Below are 22,865 nucleotides of genomic sequence, written 5' to 3'. Positions count from 1 at the left end.
GGATGATTGACCCATATGGATACCCAAGCTTCGCAACTCAGTGCATTAGCAGCAGAAATAGAGCGGTTAACGCGCGAGAATGAAGCCCTAAAACAACATAACATTCACTTGCAACAGCAGCTTTCAGCAACGCTTGACGGCACAGGGTTGTGTTTGTGGGAGCAACACGTCCCTTCTGGTGATTTACTTATCTATAATCAAGAGTGGGGGTCATTACTGGGTTACACCCGTGAAGAATATGCCGCGAATATGGAAAGTTGGAAAGGAAGTTTGCATCCAGATGATAAAGACTGGGTCATTAAAGCTTTTGAAGATCATATTGAAGGCAAAGAAGACGTGTACCAAGCCGTACATCGAATGATCCACAAAGATGGAAGCGTACGATGGGTTTCTGATCGTGGCAGAATTGTGGAATACACATCAGATGGTAAACCGTTAAAAATCCTCGGCACCCACATCGATATCACCCAAGAAAAACGTTACCAACTCGATTTAGCCAGACTGGCGCATCGCGATCCGCTTACTGATTTACTCAATCGAAACGCAGCTAAAAAAGCGTTCAAATCCTTACAACACGATGCCAACTTTGACTCTGGAACCTTGTTATTTATTGACGTTGATAATTTTAAAATGATCAATGATCATCATGGCCACCGATTTGGTGACCTAGCGCTAATCAATATCAGCCAAACCCTGCAACACTATGCTGCTAAGCTATTAGCGAGTAAACAAGTGAGCATTGCTAGAATTGGTGGAGATGAGTTTGTCATTATCACCGCGATTTCAGAATATGAACTCATTAGTATTTTGGCAGGGTCATTAGTGAATCATTACAAGCAGAACGTCACTATAGAAGAAAAGTCGGTATCATTAGGCTTAAGTATCGGCATTAGTTGCTTTGCAAAACACGACACTTTTGCTGAAGTTTGTGAGCAAGCTGATAATGCCATGTACGGCATTAAACAAGCAGGAAAACATAACTATTCTTTTTGGCAACAACCCAAAACTCTTATTCAATCGATTCGCTAATCAATTTCATCAGTAACAAAAGAAGTTAACAGTTTGCTACAAAAAAAGCCGGGGACTGATTACTTTAAAAAACGTCATGCTATAATCCACTAATATTCAATAAAATACATCTGTTAGCCACTAAACAATTTGTAAGTGGTTTGTAAAGTCCATTACTCCATTATTATTGGTATTAAAGAACTATGTCTAACTTCTCTCGCTTATGTGCGATCTTATTATGCACTAGCCCTTTAATGTCTTATGCCAGTGATAATAGCCCTTCAACGGCTACATCTACGTCAAATACAACTCAAACGAGCAAGACACAAGAAAGCGAGTCAGAAAAATACTTTCCTTCAACATGGGGAGTCGGCATTGGCATGCGTCGCGCTGATATTCCTTACGCAACTGAAGCAGATGTTGTTACGGATGTCATGCCATTAATCGAGTTTGAAAATGATTACTTTTTTATTGATGGTTTAGAAGCCGGTGTCCATTTGTGGAGTCATCAAGAACATCAAGTCAATTTATATACTCGATTTCGTTTTGTCGATATTCCTCAAGAATATCAAAATCAAACTCAATCAGATGCGTTTGATTTTGGTGTGCAATATCGCTTTCAAAAAGATGGACTAGAAGCAGATGTTGCCTTTTTAAGTGATGGAGATAAACGCTATTACGCCTATACACGAACACAATATCACTGGACGGCGGGTGATTGGCAATTAAACCCATATGCAGAATTTCAATGGAAAGGTGATTCATTTAATGAGCACTATTACGGGCTAGATAAAATTGATCCTGGTGCAGGTCTAGCGTTTTCTGCAGGGTTAAATACCCGTTACCACCTTGCCAGTAACTTATACTTGCTTGCCAACTTTGGCGTCACGCGCCTTGAAGATGATATTTATGATTTACCGACAATCGAAAACCAATATCAATTAGAATCCTTCTTCGGTTTTGGTTTTTACCCCGATGCTAAACGACCTAATACCAACCCAATACCTAAGGAAAGTGGTGAGTTTTTAAGGGTCGCGCACGGTTGGGCCACGCCTTCAAACTTAAATGATATCCTAACAGGCAATGCAAAAGGTGACCGTTATAACAACCAAATGACGTCGTTATTTTATGGCATACCCTTAACAGACAATTTATTCACACACCCAATTGATCTTTATTTTACTGCGGGTGGTGTTTGGCATCATGATTCTGAAGTGCAAGACAATTTAGCTGAAGGTGTCATCGGAGTTAAGGCATTCTATACCTTTGATTTAGGCTGGCGCTTCCGCCTTGGTGTTGCAGAAGGCTTGTCTTATGTGTCTGATGTCACCTACATTGAAGGCAGTGAGTTAGATGAAAAAGATTACCGACCATCAAAGTTACTTAATTATTTAGACTTCTCATTTGACGTCAATCTAGGCGATGTATTTAACCATGCGCCATTAAAAAATGCATGGCTAGGTTACAGTATTCATCATCGTTCAGGCATTTTCGAAACAAGCTCAGCTTTCGGGCGCATTAAAGGTGGCAGTAACTACAACACCATCTATATACAGTGGCATTTCTAAGTTTTTGATGACCTACCCTGCGCAGCTTTATGGCGCAGGGAAAAGACAATGACGAGCCTTTATGAGGTTTTAAGCCGCTACAGCTTCTTCAGTTTGTGCACTAAACATGGTCACAGCGCTTTGACCAATTAACCTATCAATGCAAAAGCCACCTTCATCACCTAATCTCATCAGCGCTTTATAACGAATATCGTTAACTGTATTGAAGCGCCCCTGAATTTGCTGGTTAGAAGCACACAAGCTAAAAAACAATTTAAGGACGGCTTTAGCGTGATCTTGACTAATAAAATGTCGCCATGAAGACTCAAGTAATTGCACAGAGCTAAAGTCTAACCCTTCGCAAAAACGAGCTGAAATACGTGAATCTAAACACGAAAGAAAGTCTGCCTTTCGGGGAAAATGATGGCTAATTCCTGTACGGCTGATACCTGTAGCATTTGATAACGATGTATAAGACATGTTTTCAAACCCAATTGTCAGGATTTGCTCAAACGCCTCATCTAAAATCAATTTTATGGTGATTTCAGTATCGATTCTAGAACGCTTTGCCATACAAAAATATCGTTACTATTTCTAGTAACTACCTCAATGAAATGAAATTTTGCATAGCCTATCAAATGTTTATCTAGCTTGTCTTTTTAAAAAGTACAATTTATTAACACGCACTTTAACTATGGATTTTAACATTGGCTAAAGAGCAAACATATCACCAATTAATCTTACAGAAATAGCTGCTGCGTCAGTCAATAATAAGGCTTTTAACAAATTAGCTAGCGGTAAACACTATTTAAAAGCGTTTCAGATTGAAATGTAAATATTCATGACAACAGTCTACGCTAACTGAAACATTTTCATCATGGTTCAAACCTGAGAGTTTTACTCATCAGTGCTTATAACCTTTTCGGCTTCTGAGAACTGCTGAATAAGCCATGCATTAGCAAGTTCAGCTCCCATCAGGTGCACTAACGTCGGATGTAATACTTCAATTAAACGCTGCTGTTGCCAAAACATATAATGCGGCAAAGCTTGAACGGCGCCACGGCCAAATGTGCGTTGCATCAGGCTTGATATTTCATCCATTTCGGTGTCATTGATTTGCGGCGCGTGGGGATAAGCATCAGCGATGAAGTCAGCATATTGTTCAAAAGCAATAATATCATCAACTTCATAGCGATTTAGTAGCCACAATAATTGTGGAGAGCTCCAATGGCCAATATTACCAGTGGTATTCATCACAGCAATATTGCGTCTATGCAACTGCTGCCAAATCAGTGACACACTTCCAGACTCATGAGCTAAGCGCCACGCTAAGTAGTAATCAGCTAGCCATTCGTGCTGGTAAGGGGTTAATGGCAGCAATAAATGACTCTCTTGCAGCGAAATATTTTCAAGGTGCCCTAGCTCATGCCACAAAGTCAGTTGAGTTTGTTGCTCAAGGTTAAATTGATACGCTTGACCGTTAAGTGCCACACTTTGATTAATCACTGGCAGCTTGTCATTTATCACCACGATACCTGCAATATCTTGATCAACAACTGGCATTACCATCGCAGTTTTAAGACCCAAGCTTTGTGATACCGACTGACGTAAAGGCAATTGTGCAGACACTCTCGCAGGTAGCTGTTTTATGCAAGAAACATAATGAGCAATTGGACAAATCAGCGCTTGTTTATCAGTCAGTTGATGTATTTGGCCGGTTGAATATAGAGAAGAATAACTGGGGTAAGAAAGGGGGTGGCTCTCACGACTTAATGAACTAGCGTTAGCCTGTTTAGGACTAACGCCAACAATAATAGCGCTGAAAAAACTAAGCCCAATAATTAGGGCCAGAAATTTCACTACTTTTTAGCCATAATATTTTCGATAATCGTTGTGGTTGATACGCCATCTTCAAATCCTAAGATTTCAACCGTGCCACCAGCTGCCATAACTTCAGCTCCGCCAGCAATCTCTTCGACTTTATAATCACCGCCTTTAACCAACGCATCAGGTAATAAACGACTAATGACACGTTGTGGTGTGTCCTCACTAAACGGAATCACCCAATCAACAGACGCTAAACCTGCAAGCACTGCCATACGGCGGTCCTCTTGGTTGACAGGTCTTCCCTCACCTTTTAAGCGTTTAACTGAAGCATCGTCATTCACGGCTACAATTAAACGATCGCCTAAAGCTTTGGCTTGTTGTAAATAACTCACATGCCCAGCATGTAAAATATCAAAACAACCATTGGTCATGACCACTTTTTCACCACGTAGTCTGGCTTGCTCAAGGGCATACATTAACTGATCTTCTGAGACCACACCAAAGCCTGACTCGCCTTGATTTAATGCAAGAGCTTCAATCAATTCAATTCGGCTTACCGTTGCAGTACCTAATTTTGCAACCACAACACCTGCAGCCATATTGGCAATAGAACAAGCTTGTGCCATTGAACTGCCGGCAGCTAATGAACTAGCTAACGCAGAAATCACTGTATCGCCTGCACCAGTCACATCATAAACTTCACGGGCAACCGTAGGGATATGTAGTTCAGCTTCATCTTGGCTAATTAACGTCATGCCTTTTTCTGAACGAGTGACTAGAATAGCCCCTAGCTCAAATTGTTCAATTAAGCCTTTAGCTTTGGCAATGAGATCCGCCTCATCTACGACAGGGCCGACTACGGCTTCAAATTCGCTCATGTTTGGCGTCAATAATGATGCACCTCGATAACGAGAAAAATCACTGCCTTTCGGGTCAACTAATACGGTCACGCCTTTAGCACGTGCTTTGGCAATAAAATCAACAGGGGAATCAATTGCGCCTTTAGCATAATCGGACAAGACCAGTACATCGACATTATCTAAGATAGGTTCACTGGTGTTTAATAAGTTATCACTGTCAGCGCGACTATATTTCTCTTCAAAATCTAGGCGAATTAATTGTTGGTTACGTGAAAAAATACGTAATTTAGTGATGGTTGGTTTGTCGGCAACAGTTAACCAACGAGGTTCTACACCTTGAGCTTGAACACCTACGGTCAATGCTTGAGCTGTTTCATCGGCACCAACAATGCCTGCAAGCTGAACTTGTCCACCTAATGCGGCAATATTCAATGCCACGTTTGCAGCACCACCTGGACGGTCTTCTATGTCTTTAATGTTAACTACTGGCACGGGCGCTTCTGGTGAAATTCGCCCTGTAGGCCCTACCCAATAGCGGTCAAGCATGACATCACCGACAACTAGTACACGGGCTTTTTCGAATGCTGGGAGAGATACCTTCATAGTAAACTTTTTCTTTTGCTGACATTAAACGGTGATTGTACCTAATTTTGCTATAAAATTAAGTTAGAATAGAAACTAATTTGATTTAAAAGTGAGTGTTCCGTGGTAGAAAAAGCGCAATTTGGTTCTCATTTATTACATCCTAAACATTGGCCACTATGGTTAGGTGTTGGATTAATGAGGCTAACTCAACTATTACCTCTGCGTTGGCAAATGGCAATGGGTAAAGGGTTAGGCCGTTTAGTGTTGAAATTTGCAGGCAGTAGAAAGCACACAGCAGAGCGAAATTTAAGTTTGTGTTTTCCTGATATGCCAGAGCAAGAAAGAGCAGCTTTATTAACACGCAACTTTGAAGAAACCGGCAAAGCCTTATTTGATACCATCAACGCATGGTGGTGGTCTAATGATAAAGTGCAACGTCATATGACCATGAAAGGCGATCAGCACGTGCGTGACACCTTAGATAATGGCAATGGTGTCATCTTGTTTGCAGTGCACTGTTTACCATTAGAAATGGGCGCAAGAATGTTTGGCCAATTCCAGCCAGGAATCGGGGTTTATCGCCCGCATGATAACCCTGTGATGGAGTACTTACAGGTCAATGGCCGCTTACGTTCGAATAAAGGTCTTGTACCTAAACGTGATCTTCGTAATATGGTCAGAAGTCTGCGAAATCCCGATGTGATTTGGTATACAGCAGATCAAGACTTTGGTCGCTCTAGTGCGGTATTTATTCCGCTTTACGCAGTACCAGATGCCGCCACAATTACTGGTGCAACGACCCTGGCGAAACTTGGTAAAGCCAAGGTATTGCCTTTTTTCGTTGAACGAAACGCTGACGATAGCGGTTATCACATGGAAATAATGCCACCACTGGATAATTTCCCTGGTGACAATGAACTCGAAGATGCGATTCGTGGTAACAAGATTATTGAAAATATTATTGATAGAAACCGTAGCCAATACATGTGGTTACATAGAAGATTCAAAACTAGACCGACTAAAGAAACCCCTTCCTTATATCAATAAAAACTCGGAAGGCTTTTAAATAAAATAATTAAAGATTAATCACTCATAAAAAGGGATTTAATCAGTGATTAATATTAACAAGAAACGTAAGGGTAAAACTGATTTCAAACACCACCTAGCTTGAAATCAGTATAAGAATGATCAAGGATGCCAAACTTGTTACCCTTTAAGGGTTAATTATTAAGTATTAGTTAATATATATTTGGTATAAAATTAATACTTAATAATAATTGACCACTGTAAACAAAATTAGGAATCCGTCGCCCATATGATTAAGTCGTTTTGCGTCAGTTTAATTGCTATATCAGCCTTATTGACGAGTCTCAATGCTGCAGCTGTTGAATACCGTCTGCCAGCTAAAGAAAGTCGATTAATTGGTGAAAACCAGTATTACGTGGTTCCAGAGGGTAAACTTACCCTAGAAGCCATTGCTGCTGAGTTTCAGTTAGGCTTGAGCAACATGATGGAAGCCAACCCAGGTGTCGATCCATATCTACCTAAGCCTGGTAGCACACTGGTTATTCCTCATCAGTTAATTTTGCCAGATGCGCCTCGTAAAGGAATTGTGATTAATAGCGCTGAAATGCGTTTATATTACTACCCTAAAGGGACCAACACTGTTGAAGTATTACCTATAGGCATAGGTCAAGTTGGACGAGATACACCAGAGAATTGGGTCACTCAAGTGTACCGCAAGCGTGCGAATCCGACATGGACTCCTACTCAAAAAACACGTGAAATATACGCAGCAAAAGGCGTTGAATTACCCGATGTTTGGCCAGCTGGGCCTGATAACCCAATGGGGCTTTTTGCGCTCTACGTTGGTAATTTATTCGCTGTCCATGGCACTAATGCCTCGTTCGGCATTGGTCTGAGAGTCAGCCAAGGCTGTGTCAGACTTCGAGAAGATGACATCGAGCACCTGTTTAATAGCGTACCTGTAGGCACACGAGTCGAGTTTGTTAACCAACCGATTAAGGCTACTGTTGAACCTGACGGAAATCGTTATTTAGAAGTTCATCAACCACTGTCTGAAACCATTGAGCAGTTTGAGTCGAATGAGCAACTCCCTTTAACCCTAAACAAACAAATTACTGCGATTGTGGCGCATGCTGATACCGATTCATTTACGCTTAAACGCTTATTAGAGCAACGTACTGGTATTCCGACCCGCATCAATACAGCTCAGCAAGCTCATAATGAGCAACAATTGAGTCCAAAAAACTCTGATTAGACACGGTGTTTAAACAGTTAGTGTGAACAACAATAGTGATTAAGCGCTGACTAACACTAGCAAATCAGCAGTTATTTCGATTAAAGCCCAAGTGCCACTCAAGTGCGTTTGGGCTTTTTGCTATTTCCCCATCTTAATAAGTAAACTTGAGTAACAAGCGCTATAAAAGTAATCTAATCAACATCATTTACGAATATGCTGGTGACATAGTGACACAACCTGACTTCATTCCGCCTAAGCGCTCTAGTTTTAAACAATATATTGCTTATGGGATGTCTTTTATCAGTGTCGTGCTCAGCCCTCAACTGCAAGCCAATTCCCAATGTCTGCTTCAGTCGCAAATCAACCAACTACAACATATTGAAAACCAAATAGCGCTAACAGAGCTCGATAACGGATTAATATTGAGACAAGTACACAGACCCGAACAGGCCACAGTCTCCATTGCCAGTCAATTTAATGTTGGTTCTAGGAACGAACCCAGTGGACAATCAGGTTATGCACACTTATTTGAGCACCTTCTGTTTAAAGGCAGCCTTAATGCACCAGCAGATAGCTACCCAAGAACCATGAGTGCAATAGGAGCTCAGTTTAATGCCAGTACCCATTTTGATTACACCAATTACTACGCCACTATCCCAGCTCAAGCCTTGGCTTTAAGTTTATTTTTAGAGGCTGATCGCTTTATTAACCCAGTGTTATCAGCTGAAACAGTCAACAATCAACAAGGTGCTGTCTTAGAGGAAATGGCAACCAACATTGATAATCAACCCTACATACGTCCCGCTATGGAGTTTTTATTATCGCAAGTAAAAGGCAGTCCCTATGCACATGCGATTATTGGCAGTAAACAGGACGTCACCAGTGCTACCGCCTCAGCATTACAGACATTTCATCAACGTTACTATCGCCCTGACGCAATGCAATTATCCTTAGTAGGCCATTTAGAAGAGGACAGTCTTGCCCTTGTAAAACAGCACTTTTCAGGCTGGACATCACCAAATATTCCTCATGATAGCTTCGAACAATTCAGTATTAATGCCAAAGCAATTCAAACAGAAATCGTCGATGAGCGTGGTCCATGGCCAGCAATCCTTATGGCTTGGCATACTGTTGGAAGAGAGCATGCTGATTATGAAGCTATTTCTTTACTGCAAGGATATTTATTTCAAAACCTACGCAGCGCTCTCGCTAAGCAAACATTAGCATCGCCATCTCACATGCTCAGTTATTCAATTCCGTTAACAATGGAGAATCACGGCGTCACCAATTTGGTTCTCGTCCCGCGGGCAAACACCTCACTGAATGAGCTACAAAAATTAACTGATTCACTATTTGCCGACATCGTGACCAATGGGATGACAGAGCAACAATTATGTGAACTTAAAACCTTAGCACTATCTCAACAGTTACAGCAGTTTTCCCACTCGCAAACACTTGCTAAACACTTATCAAATACAGCCAATAGAGATAAATATGCGCCATTAACGCAGCCATGGCAGCGTATTCAAGCAGTACTTCCTGATGATATATCGCGAGTTACCCAAGCATATTTTATTGATAAAACAGTTCGAGTGGACTTGCTACCACCTTGGTACATTCGATGGGGTAAAAGCGTACTTGAAGCATTACCCCAAGGAATGGCTGAGACGCTAGAAGGCTGGGCGCTATAATGTTGATACCAAAAAACAAACATCCCAAACTCATTATTATCAGCAGCATGATAATGTTGGCATTAATGACATTAGGTTGTCAGCACTCACCCATTCACTTTACCGAAGCACAAGCGCCTAACATTCCGTCATTTGACGTTCCAGAAAACCACACCTCTGCTAGCAATACGTCAACCAATTTATCCCAGTTATTGGCCGCTACTCAACAAGCACAATCTAAAGCTATAAAACCAGTTGCTTATCAGTTACCGCACACCATAACCTTAACAAAGCAGTTTCACGCTCATCAGTGGCCAACAAGTGAGGTTAATGACTCTGGGTTAAATCGACTATACTTAATCGGCATTTCAGCCCAGCAACCTATAACTCACCCCGATATTTTAGTTGAAGCTTTCAAGCAAAAACTTGAAGAAATGGCCAATACAACCGCCTACTCACCACAAATGGCAAGCTGCTTGAGCAGCATTAAGATAAGAGCCAGTCTTCATAGCGTAGGAATGACCATTGAATGCACCGCAACCGATCAACAATTGCAGCAACAGCTCTGGCAGTTTTGGGAAAAAGGTGCGCTAAGCGACATCAATATTGCAACCGTCAAACGCAACTTGAAACTTAATAAACACATTGGTGCTTTTACTGGTTCTGAAATCGACACGACATTTCGCCAGCAGCTATTAGGACAACAGCACCCTTACAATCTCAATATTCGCAATGAGTCAGCAATCAATGAGCTAGATAACACGACACTGCAAACTTTACACAACAAAATACGTCAGCAACTTCAATGGCATTTATTTATCCCCTCTCCAATAACTTCGGCTACACATGGTGTTGCTCAGAGCTCTTTGAATAGCCCATTGGATAGTCAATTGAATAGCCCATTGAATAGTCAATTGAATAGTCAATTGAATAGCCTTTCGAGTAGTACTTCTACTAACTCTGCCAACAAGCAAAACGCAACCATAACCAGCTCTGATATTTTTGTGCCAACTTGGTTAGCCACAACTCAGCCTAATTTGACTGAAGTACAACCAAATATCATTACCAACAGCACTGGTTCAGCCACAAAACAATCAACACAGACCATTCTTATCATTGACGCTAAAGATACTGTTCAAACCCAAACTCGAGTGGGCTTTGTGTTAGCAAAACCTGATCTGGTCAACACCACAAATCACAATCAAAATAGTACCGATTGCAAAACCATCGCAGCATTACTCGGTCGAAGTTACTCAGGGCGGCTATTTTATGATTTACGTGAAACACGTGGGCTCACATATGGTATTTACGGTCGGTGTGTCGATGCGCCATTAAGTCAATACCTGTATTTTTATGGCAGCACTTCATTAGAGAATTCTGGCGCATTCCTAAAAGGAATAATCGATCATACTCAGTTGTTAAAAGATCAAGCAGCTAAACAGACTGAAATTAATGCAGTGATCACTTACTTAATGGGTAAACAACAACTGGCAAGCGACCATAAATACGGCAAAGAAAGCCGTTATATTAACAACTTACTTTTAGGTAGAACGGCTAGCTTTGAGCAATTACAACATGAAACCCTTAACTCACTGACACCAAAAGCAATAACAACCATGGCTAACCATGTTTTTGAAGGTAATCCCGTTATTGTTTTGCGTGGCGATGCCGATAAAATCATCCCAGATCTAAATGAGAAGCTACCACACTGGCAAGTGATAACTATCTCTCCATAACAGTCTCACCATAACAAGCTTAGCGTTATAGCCTCTAATGAGAGACGTTGTAACTTAGCCAGCAAGCGATGCGCCGATAAGCCTAACATGGCATTTTTTTGAGTAATTAACTTCGATCCAGCGGGTAGCGCTCGCAGGTATCAAGAATATTAAGCCAACTCACTTGGTTCGCTGTATGAATATGGTAATTCGGGTGAATAAGGTTTGGGTTGTCTAGCGAGCCAATGGTCAAAGTATAGTAGCCTGGATGGCGAGTATCTCTAAAACTTATTGTACAGCCACATTGCTGACAAAAACCTCGGCGAACATGTTCAGAAGAGGCAAATTCGACGGGCTTGCCCGCAATCCACTCGACCTGCTCAACCTTAAAATCCATCCACGCTTGAAACACAGCACCGGAAGATTTTTGACATTGACTGCAATGGCAATAATCCGCGTCAAAAGGACGATGTGTAATCTGATAGCGAATTGCACCGCATAAACATCCTCCTTGATGTATAAAATCATCAGAGCCGCGGCTCAGCTCAGATCCAGTAACATCTTGACTGCTTGGAGTTTCCTTTTCTTCAGTATTGGTGTGATTATCACTCATGATACGCCCCGCGTTGTCGTCATTCCTTATGATCTATCAGATAGTAGTAACATGATAATGAATGGTTTTAAAGCCCAAAAAAAAGCCCTCTAAGAGGGCTTTTTATCTCAACACTAATGTTAATTACATCGTGTTATTAGTAAGTTGCTTCACGCTTTTTAGCTTCAGCATCCCATTGTGGAACAAGGTCTTTTAAGAATTTTTGCTTATCAGCATTCATCTTATCCATGTCCATACCTAAGGCTTTTTGTGCTTTAGCTTTAGTCGAGATATCTGGAATAGCGATTGGCATTTTAACGCCTTTAGCTGCAAGTAATTGCGCTAACTTGATACGCGCATCAGCTGCTTTATCAACTGCGCCACCTAGAATACGTAATGCTTCAGCTGGAGCATGAGCAGCAACACCGTGAGATGCAGTTGCAAAGTCCCAACGCCATTGACTGTGACGGATATCAGTTAAGATAGGTTTCATTTCCGCTTCAGTCGCACCAGCATCCCAAGCTGCACCCGCTTCGAAGTGAGCGTGTACAAGCTGAGTTTCAGCTCTTAGCTTAATTTCAGTAACACTTTTTTGATTCTCATGTGTTACTTCCATCATGAACTCTTTTGTTTTGCCTTCATGACAAGTTGCACAAGTTTCGTCGAAACGATCAAATGGGTTACCCACTTTATGGTCTGTGAACTTACCTTTACCGTTTGCTTTAGCAACACGTGGCATGTGACAGTCAGTACAACTTACGTTGTTTTTACCGTGCATACCTAACATCCAAGTTTCATAACCAGGGTGCTGTGCTTTTAACATAGGTGTTTTAGAAATTGCGTGAGTCCAATCAGCAAAGTTGATTGCGTCATAGTACACTTCCATTTCTTCAACTGTGGTACCGTTATCCCATGGGAATTTCACATAACCTTTACGGTCAGCTGTTTTCTCAAAGTAGTATTCAACGTGACACTGACCACAAACCATTGATTGCTTGTCTTTACGAGAAGCTTTATCAAATGGCTTATCAATGGCTTCTAAAGCACGGTCAACATATGGACGAGAAATACGTAATTTTGGTGAACCTTTTACGTGACAATCACTACAACCGATAGTGTTAACGATTTCAGGTCCGCCTTTAGCCCATTTACCTTTGAAGTAACCGTCTTCACCTTGCTCTTCAATCATGCGAGGTACGTCAGGGCTTTTACAGCTCCAACAAGCCATAGGCATTGGGCCATCATCTGGTCCAGTCGGTGCACCAGTACGTAAAGTGTTACGCACATCAGTCACAGCATAGTGGTGACCACGTGCTTTATTGTAATCTTTAGCAAACCCGTAACCTGCCCATAACACAACTAGGTTTGGATCTTCTTCTAGCACATCAACAATTTCAGTACTTTCTGACGTTGCGTGCCAGCTTTCAAATTGCTGCTTATACTTGTCCTTGTAAACATCGTTACGAGGTTCAGTCTTATCACTAGCCATTGCACTAGTCATCATAAAACTGGTTGCCATCAATGCGCTAAGCGCAATAACTCTTCCTTTCATCTTCATCACCGTTCATCTCCGTGTTACATTTTATTTTAAATATTCACGACATCTCCATGAACAAACTTATCCATTTAAGGTTAAATTAAGAATACCCCTTTATGAGTATTGAACAATAAGCTTGCGCTAGATCAACATGTTAATATGTTGTACATCACATTTTTGATTATCTGTTAATATAAAACAGTCATCGCTAAAGTAATATTTGGCTATTATGAGCATTAAAAACAAACCAAAGTTGGATTTAAAATGACAAAACGAGGCAGCCTAACCTCCACTATTCTTAGACTAATGTTAGTCCTAATTTTCATTTCTTCCAGCTTGGCGGTGTATTCAATTATCAACCTTACTTTCAGTATTGGTGATGCCCGAGCAATCAATGCATCAGGCTCGCTCCGTATGCAAAGTTATCGGTTAAAATTATTTTTAGACAGAGATGAGAAATTACTGAATGAAAAGATAAGTTTATTCGAAGCAACACTCCACTCTGAAGCGTTAGAACGCTCATTAACTTGGTACAGTCCTGATGACTTGTCACAGCAATATTTATTGGTCATCAATAAGTGGGAACAAATGCGCTCCCACATTGAAAATAATCGACAAGATTTGTACTCAGCTTCGTTAAAAAATTTCGTTGATACGATTGATTTATTAGTGCTTGAAATGGAGCGCTTTGCAGCCCTCAAACTGCGTATTTTGGTCATAGGCCAAATCATCGGGTTATTTTTAATGTTGATTGTTGCCACCGCAGCTACCCGATACACTCGTATCAGAATGGTAGAGCCTATACTCCAATTGATGGATGTCGCCAACGCGATATCTAAGGGCAATTTCAAGGTTGATGTACCTCAGACAGAATATGTAGAGCTGCATGCACTAGGGGAAGCTTTCAAAAAAACCGCCTCTGAGCTCGATACTCTATATCAAGATCTTGAGGGACAAGTGAATGACAAAACCATTGCATTAACCCGTGCAAATAATGAGTTAAGCTTCTTATACGACAACCTTATTCGACTTCACGCCGACAGCTTAGATTATAAATCACTCAGTTCAGCACTCACTCATTTACAACAGTTTGAAGATTTAGATTATGTCAGACTGGTTATTGAACATGTTGATAACTCGGTCGATTGTATTGAAGCAGACAACGGCTGGATTGATACCAATAAGCAAGAACACACAGCTGATACAACCCAAGAAGCACAAATTAAACCGGTAAAATATAACCTACAATTAGAAGATAAAAGCTTAGGTTATATTGAGGTGATTTCGCATAAACCACTCAATAATATGCTATTTGTTAATTTTGCTATGATGCTAACCCGTTCAATTGTTATTCATAATGCGACAGAGGAAAGACAGCAGCTAGCATTAATGGAAGAACGAGCGGTAATAGCCAGAGAACTCCATGATTCATTAGGACAACTTCTCTCCTATTTAAAAATTCAAGTCAGTTTGTTACGCAAACAAATGGACCCCAATTGTATTACTGACAAAGTTGAAACCCAGCTGATAGATATTAATGATGGAGTCAGCACCGCATACGGTCAGCTTAGAGAACTTTTATCAACCTTTAGATTAACCATCAAAGATCCTAATTTAGGCCAAGCAATTGAAGTGATGTTAAGCCAATTGCGTAAGCAGTCTGGTATTGAAATTAATCTTAACTATCAGCTCTCACCACACTTACTGGCAGCGAAACAACATATCCATGTTTTACAACTGACACGTGAAGCAACAATCAACGCGATCAAACATGCAAAACCTTCAAAAATAGAAATTGATTGTTTTTTGGCAGATTCTGATATGATACACATCAATATCAAGGATGATGGAATTGGCGTGTCGCATCTAAAAGAACGAGATCAGCATTTTGGTATTGGGATCATGCATGAACGTGCAACTAAACTGCATGGCAGCGTCAAGTTTGATAATAATCCGAAGGGCGGCACAACAGTCTCTCTCGTATTTCCACCCCAGCAGGAGCCTCTAAATGGGTAAACCTTATTCAGTATTAGTAGTAGATGACCACCCGCTTCTTCGACGTGGTATTTGTCAGTTAATAACCTCAGACGGTGATTTTAAACTGTTTGGTGAAGCAGGAACGGGATTGGATGCGTTAACCGCCATCGGTGAAGACGAACCGGATATTATTCTGCTCGACTTAAATATGAAGGGCATGTCAGGCTTAGATACACTTAATGCAATGCGCCAAGAAGGAGTAACAGCCCGCATTGTTATTTTAACTGTATCAGATGCCAAACAAGATGTTGTTCGTCTGCTGCGAGCTGGCGCTGACGGATACTTACTCAAAGACACTGAGCCTGATTTATTACTTGAGCAACTTAAAAAAGCCATGCTAGGTCATCGTGTGATCAGCGACGAAGTTGAAGAGTATATTTACGAGCTAAAAAATGCTGACAATGATGAAACGTGGATAGCATCGCTCACACCACGTGAGCTGCAAATCCTTAAAGAGTTAGCAGAAGGCAAGAGTAATCGTGTTGTCGCAGAGGCGCTACACATCAGTGAAGGCACAGTAAAAGTGCATGTTAAAAACTTACTCCGTAAAGCAAATGCAAAATCCCGTACAGAAATGGCAGTAAGATATTTAAACCATTAGCCTTCAAACTGACTCAAAAAAGGCGAACCCTTAGGTTCGCCTTTTTATTGAAATGTAAACATTGAATACTTTATCTATTGCTCGTGTAAGCAAACCGCTATTGCTTAATAAACGAAATCCAGCTTTTTAGCGCTGTTTCAAAATCCTCAAGCCCGCAAAACGATTCTGACTCCGCATCATACATGCTCATCGCCTCTTCTAGCTCAAAGTCTTCGTCAAAATCAATTGCGTTAACAAACACTCTAACCTGTTCACTATCAATGACCATAGCTAAGTCTTCGCTTTGCATTAACCATTCATTTTTCTTACTCGCACGAATAAGCTCGATTTGAGCTAATATCGCTTCGCAACGATTAACATCAGTAGCCAATTGCTCAGCAAAAAAACGCCCTAATATGGCATGCTCCATGCTAAATTCAGCAAACACAGTGCCGTCTAAACTGTTACGGCGAAACTCGTATTCCATGATAAAACTCAACTATAAGGCTTTGTTCTATTTTAACCGAAATTCCGGAAACCTGCTTAGTTAAGACATGTAAATAATGAAAATGTCCTGACTGAATAAATTCACTGTATTTCACCTTCAATGCTAATATTATTTTCATTAAGGATTAAACCCCAAATAAATAATGCTACAACAATAGGATACAAGGATACCTATGGATACAGGCTTTATATATTGCTTATTGTTAACGGGATCGAATGCGGGTACAAGTTTATCAGCAAGTGAGCTTGAACAATGGCAACCTAATGACGGATTACTTTGGGTGCATCTTCGTTATAGCCATCCTGACGCTCAACAATGGATCATTAACGCCCAGTTGCCTCAAACCGAAACTGACACATTATTAGCAGAGCACACTCGCCCTCGTACATTGAGCTCTCCTGATGGTATTTTAATGGCACTGCGCGGCATAAACCTTAATCCTAATTCAGCGCCTGAAGATATGGTATCGATGCGAATCTATGCCCAGCAACATCGTATTATCTCCACCTGTGAGCGCCAACTGCAATCGGTTAAAGATATTGCCGAGCAGATCATTAACCACCCTAATAGTATTAACTCGAGTGCTAACTTTTTAGTGTCTTTGTGCGAACGATTAACCGAAAGAAAAATGGAGTTAATCCATAACCTTGAAGATGAACTCGACACCTTAGACGATCAAATCACCTTACCTAGCGCGGCAACGCTGCGAGTGGATATTGCTGAATTAAGAAAACAAACAGTGACCCTAAGGCGTTACTTCTCACCTCAAAGAGACGCATTATCGCGACTGCTCAATGATAGTCATTTCCTGTTTGATAATGAGCACAAATTACGCATACGTGAGATAAATGAAACCTTAATCAGAGTCATTGAAGATCTTGATGCTGTGCGTGATAGAGCGAGCGTAACTCAAGAGCAATTACAATCTCAGCAGTCAGAGCAGCTTAATAAACGGTTATATTTTCTTTCGTTAATCTCTGCGGTGTTTCTACCATTAGGTTTTTTAACTGGGTTACTAGGGGTCAATATTGGTGGTATTCCAGGCACTGACATCCCTTGGGCTTTTTCGGCATTTTGTGCGGGATTAATTGTTCTTATTGCGCTGCAAATGTGGCTTTTTTATCGCCTCAAGTGGTTATAAAGCCAATGTAGATAAATGTTCAGCCAGTATTTAGGCATAAAAAAAGGACGCGCTCAGCGTCCTTTTCTTTTAATCACAATTACTGAGCAGCTGGCGCTTCTTCAGTTTGTGCTTTCTCGATTGAAAGTAACTCAACTTCAAATACTAAAGTTGAATTAGCTGGAATAGTACCAGTATCACGTTCGCCGTAAGCAAGTTCTGATGGGATAACGAACTTGTACTTAGCGCCAACAGGCATTAACTGAACACCTTCAGTCCAACCAGGAATAACACGGTTTAATGGGAATTTAGCTGGTTCGCCACGGCTGTATGAGCTATCGAACTCAGTACCATCAATTAACGTACCTTTGTAATGTACTTCAACCGTATCTTCAGCAACTGGCGTTTCGCCTTCACCCGCTTCTAATACTTCGTACTGTAAACCAGATTCAGTTGTAACAACGCCTTCTTTCGCCTTGTTAGTTTCTAGGAACTTTTTACCTTCCTCAACTGCTTTGCTCGCCATTAACTCTGCTTGCTCTGTACGTTTTTCACTTAGCTTAGCATCAAGTCCTTGAAGTACTGTTTGCATTTCTTCTTCAGTTAACTCAAGCGTATCAGCTAGTCCATCACTGAAACCTTGAATAACAAGAGCACGATCAACAGCAAAACCTAGTTCTTCTTGTTCAGTAATATGACCTGCCATGTAACGACCAATTGAGCCACCAACACTGTAAGCTTCTTTTTGTGCATCAGTTGTTAATTCAACTTTCTTGGCAACAACTTCTTGTTCTTGGTTACATGCAGTAAGACCAACAACAGCCAATGCAACTAACGATAATTTGTAAATAGATTTCATTAAAGCTTCCTCAGCGTCCTTTAGCGGTTACAATAACCGGTAGGTAAAAATTTTGTATATATTTGGCCACTTTATACTAAATAAAGTGTTTTTAGCAATGGCCTGAATGATAACGCAGCCATTAAGACAACTTTTATAGGAGCAAGTTCATGTTTCGACTAATTATGCTGATTTTATGCATTTGCTCACTGACAGCCTGCCAGCCCAAGGCTGATAACGTCTTTAGTATTACGACTGACTCGAGTTATAGTGCGAGCTTGTCTCAAGATGCGCAGCTTGCCCTCGTCAGTACTTCAAGTAATGGGGTTCAATTATGGGATCTCAAGGAAGAAAGCTTAAAATATCGCTGGCAACACAGTAACAAGGCCGATAATACTATCAATAATGTGTTTGATACTGCATTTTCAGCCAATGCTCACTATGCAGCAACACTCACAACCGATTCATTAGCCATTTGGAATGTCGAAACAGGTCAATCTATCGGTTGGTGGTCACTGCCAGCATCGGCACAGTCTGTTGCGATTGCCAACAACGCCCAAACGTTAGTGGGATTAATTGATGGTTCTGTCATGTCACTAGCACCTGAGAAAAGTCTCATTAAGTTTTTAGGCCATAATGAGCGCGTCTCGAGTGTCTCTATTTCGGCAGATGGCCAACGTGCATTAACAGGCTCTAATGACGGACAAGTCATTTTATGGCAAGCCACTACAGGGCAACCGATTCACCAATGGCAGTTCAGCTCTCGTATCGGCAAAGTGCAATTAAATCAAAGTGGCTCACTCAGTTTCGCTAGTGATATTACCGGAAATGGAAATATCTATAACAACAGCGATGGCAAAGAAGTCACTTCATTAGCCATTAACCGCCGTCAAATGACCTTCAGCAGTGCCAGATTTATTCATCAGGATAAAATACTCGTCACAGGGTCACCCTCAAAAGAAATTATCCTTTGGCAGGTGCAATCGGGTAAAAAACTGGCCAATAGACAAATTCAGTTAACTAAAAACAGTCAAAATAGAGGCGCCGTTGTATACTCTATTGCAAGTGATGCTCAGCAAAATTTAGTCAGTATCAGTAATCAAGGTTTAGTTGAGTCATGGGGACCTCTACCTTAAAGCAATTCATCCCCATCAATGTGAGAGAAAAACATGCAAGATATGCAACAAAAAATTGATGATTTAGAAATGAAAATCGCTTTTCAAGATTCAACAATCGAAGAGCTAAACCAAGAAGTCATTAAATTAAATGATTTAGTTGCGTTCCAACAACATCAAATGTCATTAATCGTCAATAAACTGCAAGCGATGGAGCCAAGCAATATGGCAACCCAAGCAGAAGAAACACCGCCGCCACACTATTAATGTGTCATTGCATTTTATTTGTTACATTGATTACTCATGAAATCAAAAACTAAGGTGTCCTAAGCAAAACGCGATGTAAGCTTGTGCTACACCTAAGTTATACAAGATTAACTGCAAACATTTAAGGAACGTTATGCCTGCAAGTGACATCATGACAATAGCCCAAACTGGCGAAACAATTTTAACCCGCCAAACACAAGCTGTGGTGACATTTGATCAAGCTTTGGTTCAGCTTGCTAACAGTATGATAGCAACAATGAACGCGGCTCATGGAGTGGGGATTGCAGCCCCACAAGTTTTCAGTAATTTAGCTATCTTTATCATGCATTCTAAACCTAACTCTCGTTATCCTGGCGCGCCACTCACCCAAGCGACAGTGGTGATTAACCCGCAAATTATTGCGGTGTCTGATGAAATGGAAACAGAGAATGAAGGCTGTTTATCTATAGCGGGACAACGTCTTGAAGTAACACGTCATAAAAGCATCACTGTACGTTATCAGTCACTTCAAGGCGATAGTATCGAGCAGCAATTGGACGGTTTTATCGCACGAATTTTTCAACATGAGTTTGACCATTTGCAAGGTATGACCTTGCTTGAACGGGTCAAGATGCCAGAACTGCAATATGTCAATCAAGCTGACTTTCCGATACCCAACCAGTCATACAATAACTTACATTCTCCATCACTCGACGGGCAAGGTGTGAGCCAATGAATAAATTGCTCAGTATTGCCTTAATCTGTTTCAGCTTAACTGGCTGCGCATATAATAGCGTTTTAATTAATTATCCATCTCAAATTGCGCCGATAAAACAAAACCTAGCCAGTCCCTCACCTGCAGCCAAACTGCCTGAGCTAGCAGCACAAATCGACAGTAACGATGGTTTGTTGTATGCACAAGAAGCGGGGAGAGTCGCTCAAGTCTCTGGTAACTTTGAAGCCAGTAAAACCTACTATGAACAAGCGATTAGCGCTTATAAAGCCTTTGATGACAGAGCCACAATTAGCGCCTCTGATCTGACTGCCACCGCCAGTAGTTTAGTATTAAACGATAATGCCATCCCTTATCGTGGACCGGGTTATGAGCGCATTATGGTGCATCAATATCAAGCCTTTAATTATCTCTTTTCTGGCGATGCACAGGGTGCATTAGTCGAAGTTCGCCGCAGTAACCAACTGCAAAGCAGTGAACAAGCACGCTACCAAAAATCTCAAAAGTCAGTTAGAGCAATGGCTAACGGTACGATTGATAGCGAAATTAACAAACTAGACCAAGCGACAGGTACTGTCACTAGCTCGTTTTTGAATGCTTACAGTTATTACACCACTGGCTTGTTGCATGAGTTATTAGGTGAGCCTAACGATGCGTACATTGACTACCGAAAAGCCGCTCAAATCACTCCCAATAATAAGTACTTGCAACAAGACCTAGTTAGACTCGCCAAGCAACTTTCCATGCCGCAATATGATGAATTTAAACGTCGTTGGGGTGATGCTATTTTACCTAAAAAAGGTCAAGGCCAAGTGGTTATGGTGGTTGAAAAAGGCTTTGTACCAGAAAAACAAAGCCTAACGGTCCCCTTCACTATCGATGGCAACTGGCAAACCGTGTCACTTGCAACTTACCAGCCCCATAGGCAACAAATTGCACCATCCACAATCCAAGGGCTCGGAACCGTATTAAAAGCGGAACCTATTGCCAATATCGATGCCTTAGCAATTAATGCATTAAAAGAAGATTTACCTGCAGCCTTGGTGCGTCAAGCTGCGCGGGTCTATACTAAGTCTGAAATGACTCGAAGCGTCGAAAGTGGCAGTAAACGCCGTAATAACGAAGCTGATGCGGCGGCAATATTAATGCAAATTTTTAACGTTGTGACAGAGCAAGCTGACAGACGAAGTTGGTTAACCTTGCCTCGACAAGCACAAATTGCCCGCCAGTACATAGAGCCAGGCGAGTATCAAATCCGTTTAGGCAACAGTCCTGCGGCTAAAATTGATGTAAAACCAAACCGTGCAACATTAATTTGGGTGATAGAGACTGGAAATCAAACCCGTTTTTATTCAATAATTATCTAACTCGACTATTTATAAGTCATATTCAATATGGAACTTACTATGAAACATTTTAAACTGATTTTTGTTTTAGCCGCTGCAATCGGGCTATCAGCTTGTCAATCTAAGGTTGAGTATGGCGACGCAACTGAAGTAGAAACCGTCAATGAAAACTTTGGCTCAACGGATTTGCAAGCTATTGCTGCTAAAATGGTTGATAGCATGTTGACCTTCCCACCAGTGATTGTAATGACTCAAAACGATCGCCCAATTATCTTCGTCGACAAAATTAAAAATAAAACCTCAGAGCATATTGATACAGAATCTGTTACTGACACTATCAGCAACAAGTTACTTCGCTCAGGCAAGTTCCGTTTTATCGATATGACGAAAGTGGATGCTGTGCGTAAGCAGCTAGATTACCAAAACAATGCTGGTATGGTTGACCCATCAACAGCGATAAAGTTTGGTCGCCAAGTTGGTGCGCAATACATGCTTTACGGCAACTTATCTAGCATCGTAAAACAAGATGGCAGCACAAAAGATGTTTACTACAAAATGACTATGCGCCTAATGGATCTAGAAACAGGTCTAATCGAGTGGTCTGATGAAAAAGAAATTCGTAAAGTAAAATCTAAGTCTTTCTTAGGTCTATAAACCTCTGATACCATAAAATTTAGCCGACCTTGAGTCGGCTTTTTTATAACCGTGAATATAACAATAATAAATTTAGGGAAGAAA

The 22,865-nt window shown here is 41.1% G+C and carries 21 protein-coding genes; 14 read left to right on the top strand and 7 right to left on the bottom strand.

All coding sequences use genetic code 11. The features are described from left to right. The first annotated feature begins 15 nt into the window (after window positions 1–15). Together AN944_RS13350 and AN944_RS13345 are read left to right on the top strand one after the other, a co-directional pair. Window positions 16–1,029 carry a sensor domain-containing diguanylate cyclase gene (locus AN944_RS13350; RefSeq protein WP_055025126.1) on the top strand — a complete coding sequence of 338 codons (1,014 nt, stop codon included), beginning with the start codon at window positions 16–18 and terminating at the stop codon, window positions 1,027–1,029. Between the two features lie 182 nt (window positions 1,030–1,211). Then, window positions 1,212–2,576, top strand: a complete 1,365-nt coding sequence (locus tag AN944_RS13345; RefSeq protein ID WP_055025125.1) for a MipA/OmpV family protein — start codon at window positions 1,212–1,214, stop codon at window positions 2,574–2,576. Window positions 2,577–2,645: 69 nt separating this feature from the next. Here AN944_RS13345 and AN944_RS13340 read toward each other — a convergent pair whose 3' ends face one another. The 3 genes from AN944_RS13340 to hldE form a co-directional block, all read right to left on the bottom strand. Further along, window positions 2,646–3,128, bottom strand: a complete 483-nt coding sequence (locus tag AN944_RS13340) for a TetR family transcriptional regulator (RefSeq protein ID WP_055025124.1) — start codon at window positions 3,126–3,128, stop codon at window positions 2,646–2,648. 324 nt (window positions 3,129–3,452) lie between these two features. Continuing rightward, entirely contained in the window at window positions 3,453–4,415 is a 963-nt protein-coding gene (locus AN944_RS13335; RefSeq protein ID WP_082420017.1) for a hypothetical protein, read from the bottom strand. Continuing rightward, complete coding sequence (gene hldE, locus AN944_RS13330; RefSeq protein ID WP_055025123.1) at window positions 4,415–5,845, bottom strand: bifunctional D-glycero-beta-D-manno-heptose-7-phosphate kinase/D-glycero-beta-D-manno-heptose 1-phosphate adenylyltransferase HldE; 1,431 nt, start codon at window positions 5,843–5,845, stop codon at window positions 4,415–4,417. Before hldE ends, AN944_RS13335 begins: the two co-directional genes overlap by 1 nt. A 102-nt stretch (window positions 5,846–5,947) precedes the next feature. On the opposite strand from hldE, the gene AN944_RS13325 reads away from it, so the two are divergent. The 4 genes from AN944_RS13325 to AN944_RS13310 all read left to right on the top strand — a co-directional run bounded on the left by AN944_RS13325 (window position 5,948) and on the right by AN944_RS13310 (window position 11,496). After that, window positions 5,948–6,874 carry an LpxL/LpxP family Kdo(2)-lipid IV(A) lauroyl/palmitoleoyl acyltransferase gene (locus AN944_RS13325; protein WP_055025122.1) on the top strand — a complete coding sequence of 309 codons (927 nt, stop codon included), beginning with the start codon at window positions 5,948–5,950 and terminating at the stop codon, window positions 6,872–6,874. A gap of 268 nt (window positions 6,875–7,142) precedes the next feature. Next, entirely contained in the window at window positions 7,143–8,108 is a 966-nt protein-coding gene (locus AN944_RS13320) for a L,D-transpeptidase family protein (protein WP_055025121.1), read from the top strand. A 209-nt stretch (window positions 8,109–8,317) separates the two neighbouring features. Next, window positions 8,318–9,781, top strand: coding sequence for a pitrilysin family protein (locus tag AN944_RS13315; protein WP_235530906.1), 1,464 nt, complete (start codon window positions 8,318–8,320; stop codon window positions 9,779–9,781). Continuing rightward, the gene (locus AN944_RS13310; RefSeq protein WP_055025120.1) at window positions 9,781–11,496 is read left to right on the top strand and encodes an insulinase family protein; all 1,716 of its coding nucleotides are present in this window, start codon (window positions 9,781–9,783) and stop codon (window positions 11,494–11,496) included. Before AN944_RS13315 ends, AN944_RS13310 begins: the two co-directional genes overlap by 1 nt. A 106-nt stretch (window positions 11,497–11,602) precedes the next feature. On the opposite strand, the gene AN944_RS13305 is transcribed toward AN944_RS13310, so the two are convergent. Both AN944_RS13305 and nrfA read right to left on the bottom strand, forming a co-directional pair. Next, the gene (locus AN944_RS13305; protein WP_082420016.1) at window positions 11,603–12,088 is read right to left on the bottom strand and encodes a GFA family protein; all 486 of its coding nucleotides are present in this window, start codon (window positions 12,086–12,088) and stop codon (window positions 11,603–11,605) included. Window positions 12,089–12,224: 136 nt separating this feature from the next. Further along, a complete protein-coding gene (gene nrfA / locus AN944_RS13300; protein ID WP_055025119.1) occupies window positions 12,225–13,625 on the bottom strand; it encodes an ammonia-forming nitrite reductase cytochrome c552 subunit in 1,401 nt (466 codons plus the stop codon). Window positions 13,626–13,868: 243 nt separating this feature from the next. Here nrfA and narQ point away from each other — a divergent pair, with 243 nt between their 5' ends. Together narQ and AN944_RS13290 are read left to right on the top strand one after the other, a co-directional pair. Continuing rightward, complete coding sequence (gene narQ / locus AN944_RS13295; RefSeq protein ID WP_055025118.1) at window positions 13,869–15,620, top strand: nitrate/nitrite two-component system sensor histidine kinase NarQ; 1,752 nt, start codon at window positions 13,869–13,871, stop codon at window positions 15,618–15,620. Beyond that, complete coding sequence (locus tag AN944_RS13290) at window positions 15,613–16,242, top strand: response regulator (protein WP_055025117.1); 630 nt, start codon at window positions 15,613–15,615, stop codon at window positions 16,240–16,242. Before narQ ends, AN944_RS13290 begins: the two co-directional genes overlap by 8 nt. 97 nt (window positions 16,243–16,339) lie before the next feature. Here the strand turns inward: AN944_RS13290 and AN944_RS13285 are convergent, their stop codons facing one another. Next, on the bottom strand, window positions 16,340–16,708 hold the full coding sequence (locus AN944_RS13285; protein WP_055025116.1) for a YacL family protein: 369 nt from the start codon (window positions 16,706–16,708) through the stop codon (window positions 16,340–16,342). Window positions 16,709–16,901: 193 nt separating this feature from the next. Here AN944_RS13285 and AN944_RS13280 point away from each other — a divergent pair, with 193 nt between their 5' ends. Next, a complete protein-coding gene (locus AN944_RS13280) occupies window positions 16,902–17,870 on the top strand; it encodes a zinc transporter ZntB (protein ID WP_055025115.1) in 969 nt (322 codons plus the stop codon). 79 nt (window positions 17,871–17,949) lie between these two features. Here the strand turns inward: AN944_RS13280 and fkpA are convergent, their stop codons facing one another. Next, entirely contained in the window at window positions 17,950–18,708 is a 759-nt protein-coding gene (gene fkpA, locus AN944_RS13275) for an FKBP-type peptidyl-prolyl cis-trans isomerase (protein WP_055025114.1), read from the bottom strand. 149 nt (window positions 18,709–18,857) lie between these two features. On the opposite strand from fkpA, the gene AN944_RS13270 reads away from it, so the two are divergent. The 5 genes from AN944_RS13270 to lpoB all read left to right on the top strand — a co-directional run bounded on the left by AN944_RS13270 (window position 18,858) and on the right by lpoB (window position 22,781). Next, on the top strand, window positions 18,858–19,823 hold the full coding sequence (locus AN944_RS13270) for a WD40 repeat domain-containing protein (RefSeq protein ID WP_055025113.1): 966 nt from the start codon (window positions 18,858–18,860) through the stop codon (window positions 19,821–19,823). A 33-nt stretch (window positions 19,824–19,856) separates the two neighbouring features. Beyond that, entirely contained in the window at window positions 19,857–20,069 is a 213-nt protein-coding gene (locus AN944_RS13265) for a SlyX family protein (protein WP_055025112.1), read from the top strand. Between the two features lie 133 nt (window positions 20,070–20,202). Then, entirely contained in the window at window positions 20,203–20,784 is a 582-nt protein-coding gene (def, locus tag AN944_RS13260) for a peptide deformylase (RefSeq protein WP_082420015.1), read from the top strand. Beyond that, a complete protein-coding gene (locus tag AN944_RS13255) occupies window positions 20,781–22,148 on the top strand; it encodes a COG3014 family protein (protein WP_055025111.1) in 1,368 nt (455 codons plus the stop codon). Before def ends, AN944_RS13255 begins: the two co-directional genes overlap by 4 nt. A 39-nt stretch (window positions 22,149–22,187) precedes the next feature. Continuing rightward, window positions 22,188–22,781 (top strand): penicillin-binding protein activator LpoB, encoded by a 594-nt coding sequence (gene lpoB / locus AN944_RS13250; RefSeq protein WP_174567611.1) that lies wholly within the window; start codon window positions 22,188–22,190, stop codon window positions 22,779–22,781. The last annotated feature ends 84 nt before the right edge of the window (window positions 22,782–22,865 follow it).

Origin of the sequence: Shewanella sp. P1-14-1 (genome assembly GCF_001401775.1) — a bacterium.
In the GTDB taxonomy this organism is placed as follows: domain Bacteria; phylum Pseudomonadota; class Gammaproteobacteria; order Enterobacterales; family Shewanellaceae; genus Shewanella; species Shewanella japonica.
This window is presented reverse-complemented; position numbering and strand designations above follow the sequence as displayed.

What these genes read in the sequence shown, in the direction of transcription:
- AN944_RS13280 (WP_055025115.1), top strand. Translation starts at nt 16,902, where the DNA reads ATGGATACAGGCTTTATATATTGCTTATTGTTAACGGGATCGAATGCG.
- AN944_RS13340 (WP_055025124.1), bottom strand. Translation starts at nt 3,128, where the DNA reads ATGGCAAAGCGTTCTAGAATCGATACTGAAATCACCATAAAATTGATT.
- fkpA (WP_055025114.1), bottom strand. Translation starts at nt 18,708, where the DNA reads ATGAAATCTATTTACAAATTATCGTTAGTTGCATTGGCTGTTGTTGGT.
- AN944_RS13285 (WP_055025116.1), bottom strand. Translation starts at nt 16,708, where the DNA reads ATGGAATACGAGTTTCGCCGTAACAGTTTAGACGGCACTGTGTTTGCT.
- narQ (WP_055025118.1), top strand. Translation starts at nt 13,869, where the DNA reads ATGACAAAACGAGGCAGCCTAACCTCCACTATTCTTAGACTAATGTTA.
- nrfA (WP_055025119.1), bottom strand. Translation starts at nt 13,625, where the DNA reads ATGAAGATGAAAGGAAGAGTTATTGCGCTTAGCGCATTGATGGCAACC.
- AN944_RS13350 (WP_055025126.1), top strand. Translation starts at nt 16, where the DNA reads ATGGATACCCAAGCTTCGCAACTCAGTGCATTAGCAGCAGAAATAGAG.
- AN944_RS13255 (WP_055025111.1), top strand. Translation starts at nt 20,781, where the DNA reads ATGAATAAATTGCTCAGTATTGCCTTAATCTGTTTCAGCTTAACTGGC.
- AN944_RS13310 (WP_055025120.1), top strand. Translation starts at nt 9,781, where the DNA reads ATGTTGATACCAAAAAACAAACATCCCAAACTCATTATTATCAGCAGC.
- lpoB (WP_174567611.1), top strand. Translation starts at nt 22,188, where the DNA reads ATGAAACATTTTAAACTGATTTTTGTTTTAGCCGCTGCAATCGGGCTA.
- AN944_RS13290 (WP_055025117.1), top strand. Translation starts at nt 15,613, where the DNA reads ATGGGTAAACCTTATTCAGTATTAGTAGTAGATGACCACCCGCTTCTT.
- def (WP_082420015.1), top strand. Translation starts at nt 20,203, where the DNA reads ATGCCTGCAAGTGACATCATGACAATAGCCCAAACTGGCGAAACAATT.
- AN944_RS13270 (WP_055025113.1), top strand. Translation starts at nt 18,858, where the DNA reads ATGTTTCGACTAATTATGCTGATTTTATGCATTTGCTCACTGACAGCC.
- AN944_RS13320 (WP_055025121.1), top strand. Translation starts at nt 7,143, where the DNA reads ATGATTAAGTCGTTTTGCGTCAGTTTAATTGCTATATCAGCCTTATTG.
- AN944_RS13265 (WP_055025112.1), top strand. Translation starts at nt 19,857, where the DNA reads ATGCAAGATATGCAACAAAAAATTGATGATTTAGAAATGAAAATCGCT.
- AN944_RS13345 (WP_055025125.1), top strand. Translation starts at nt 1,212, where the DNA reads ATGTCTAACTTCTCTCGCTTATGTGCGATCTTATTATGCACTAGCCCT.
- AN944_RS13305 (WP_082420016.1), bottom strand. Translation starts at nt 12,088, where the DNA reads ATGAGTGATAATCACACCAATACTGAAGAAAAGGAAACTCCAAGCAGT.
- hldE (WP_055025123.1), bottom strand. Translation starts at nt 5,845, where the DNA reads ATGAAGGTATCTCTCCCAGCATTCGAAAAAGCCCGTGTACTAGTTGTC.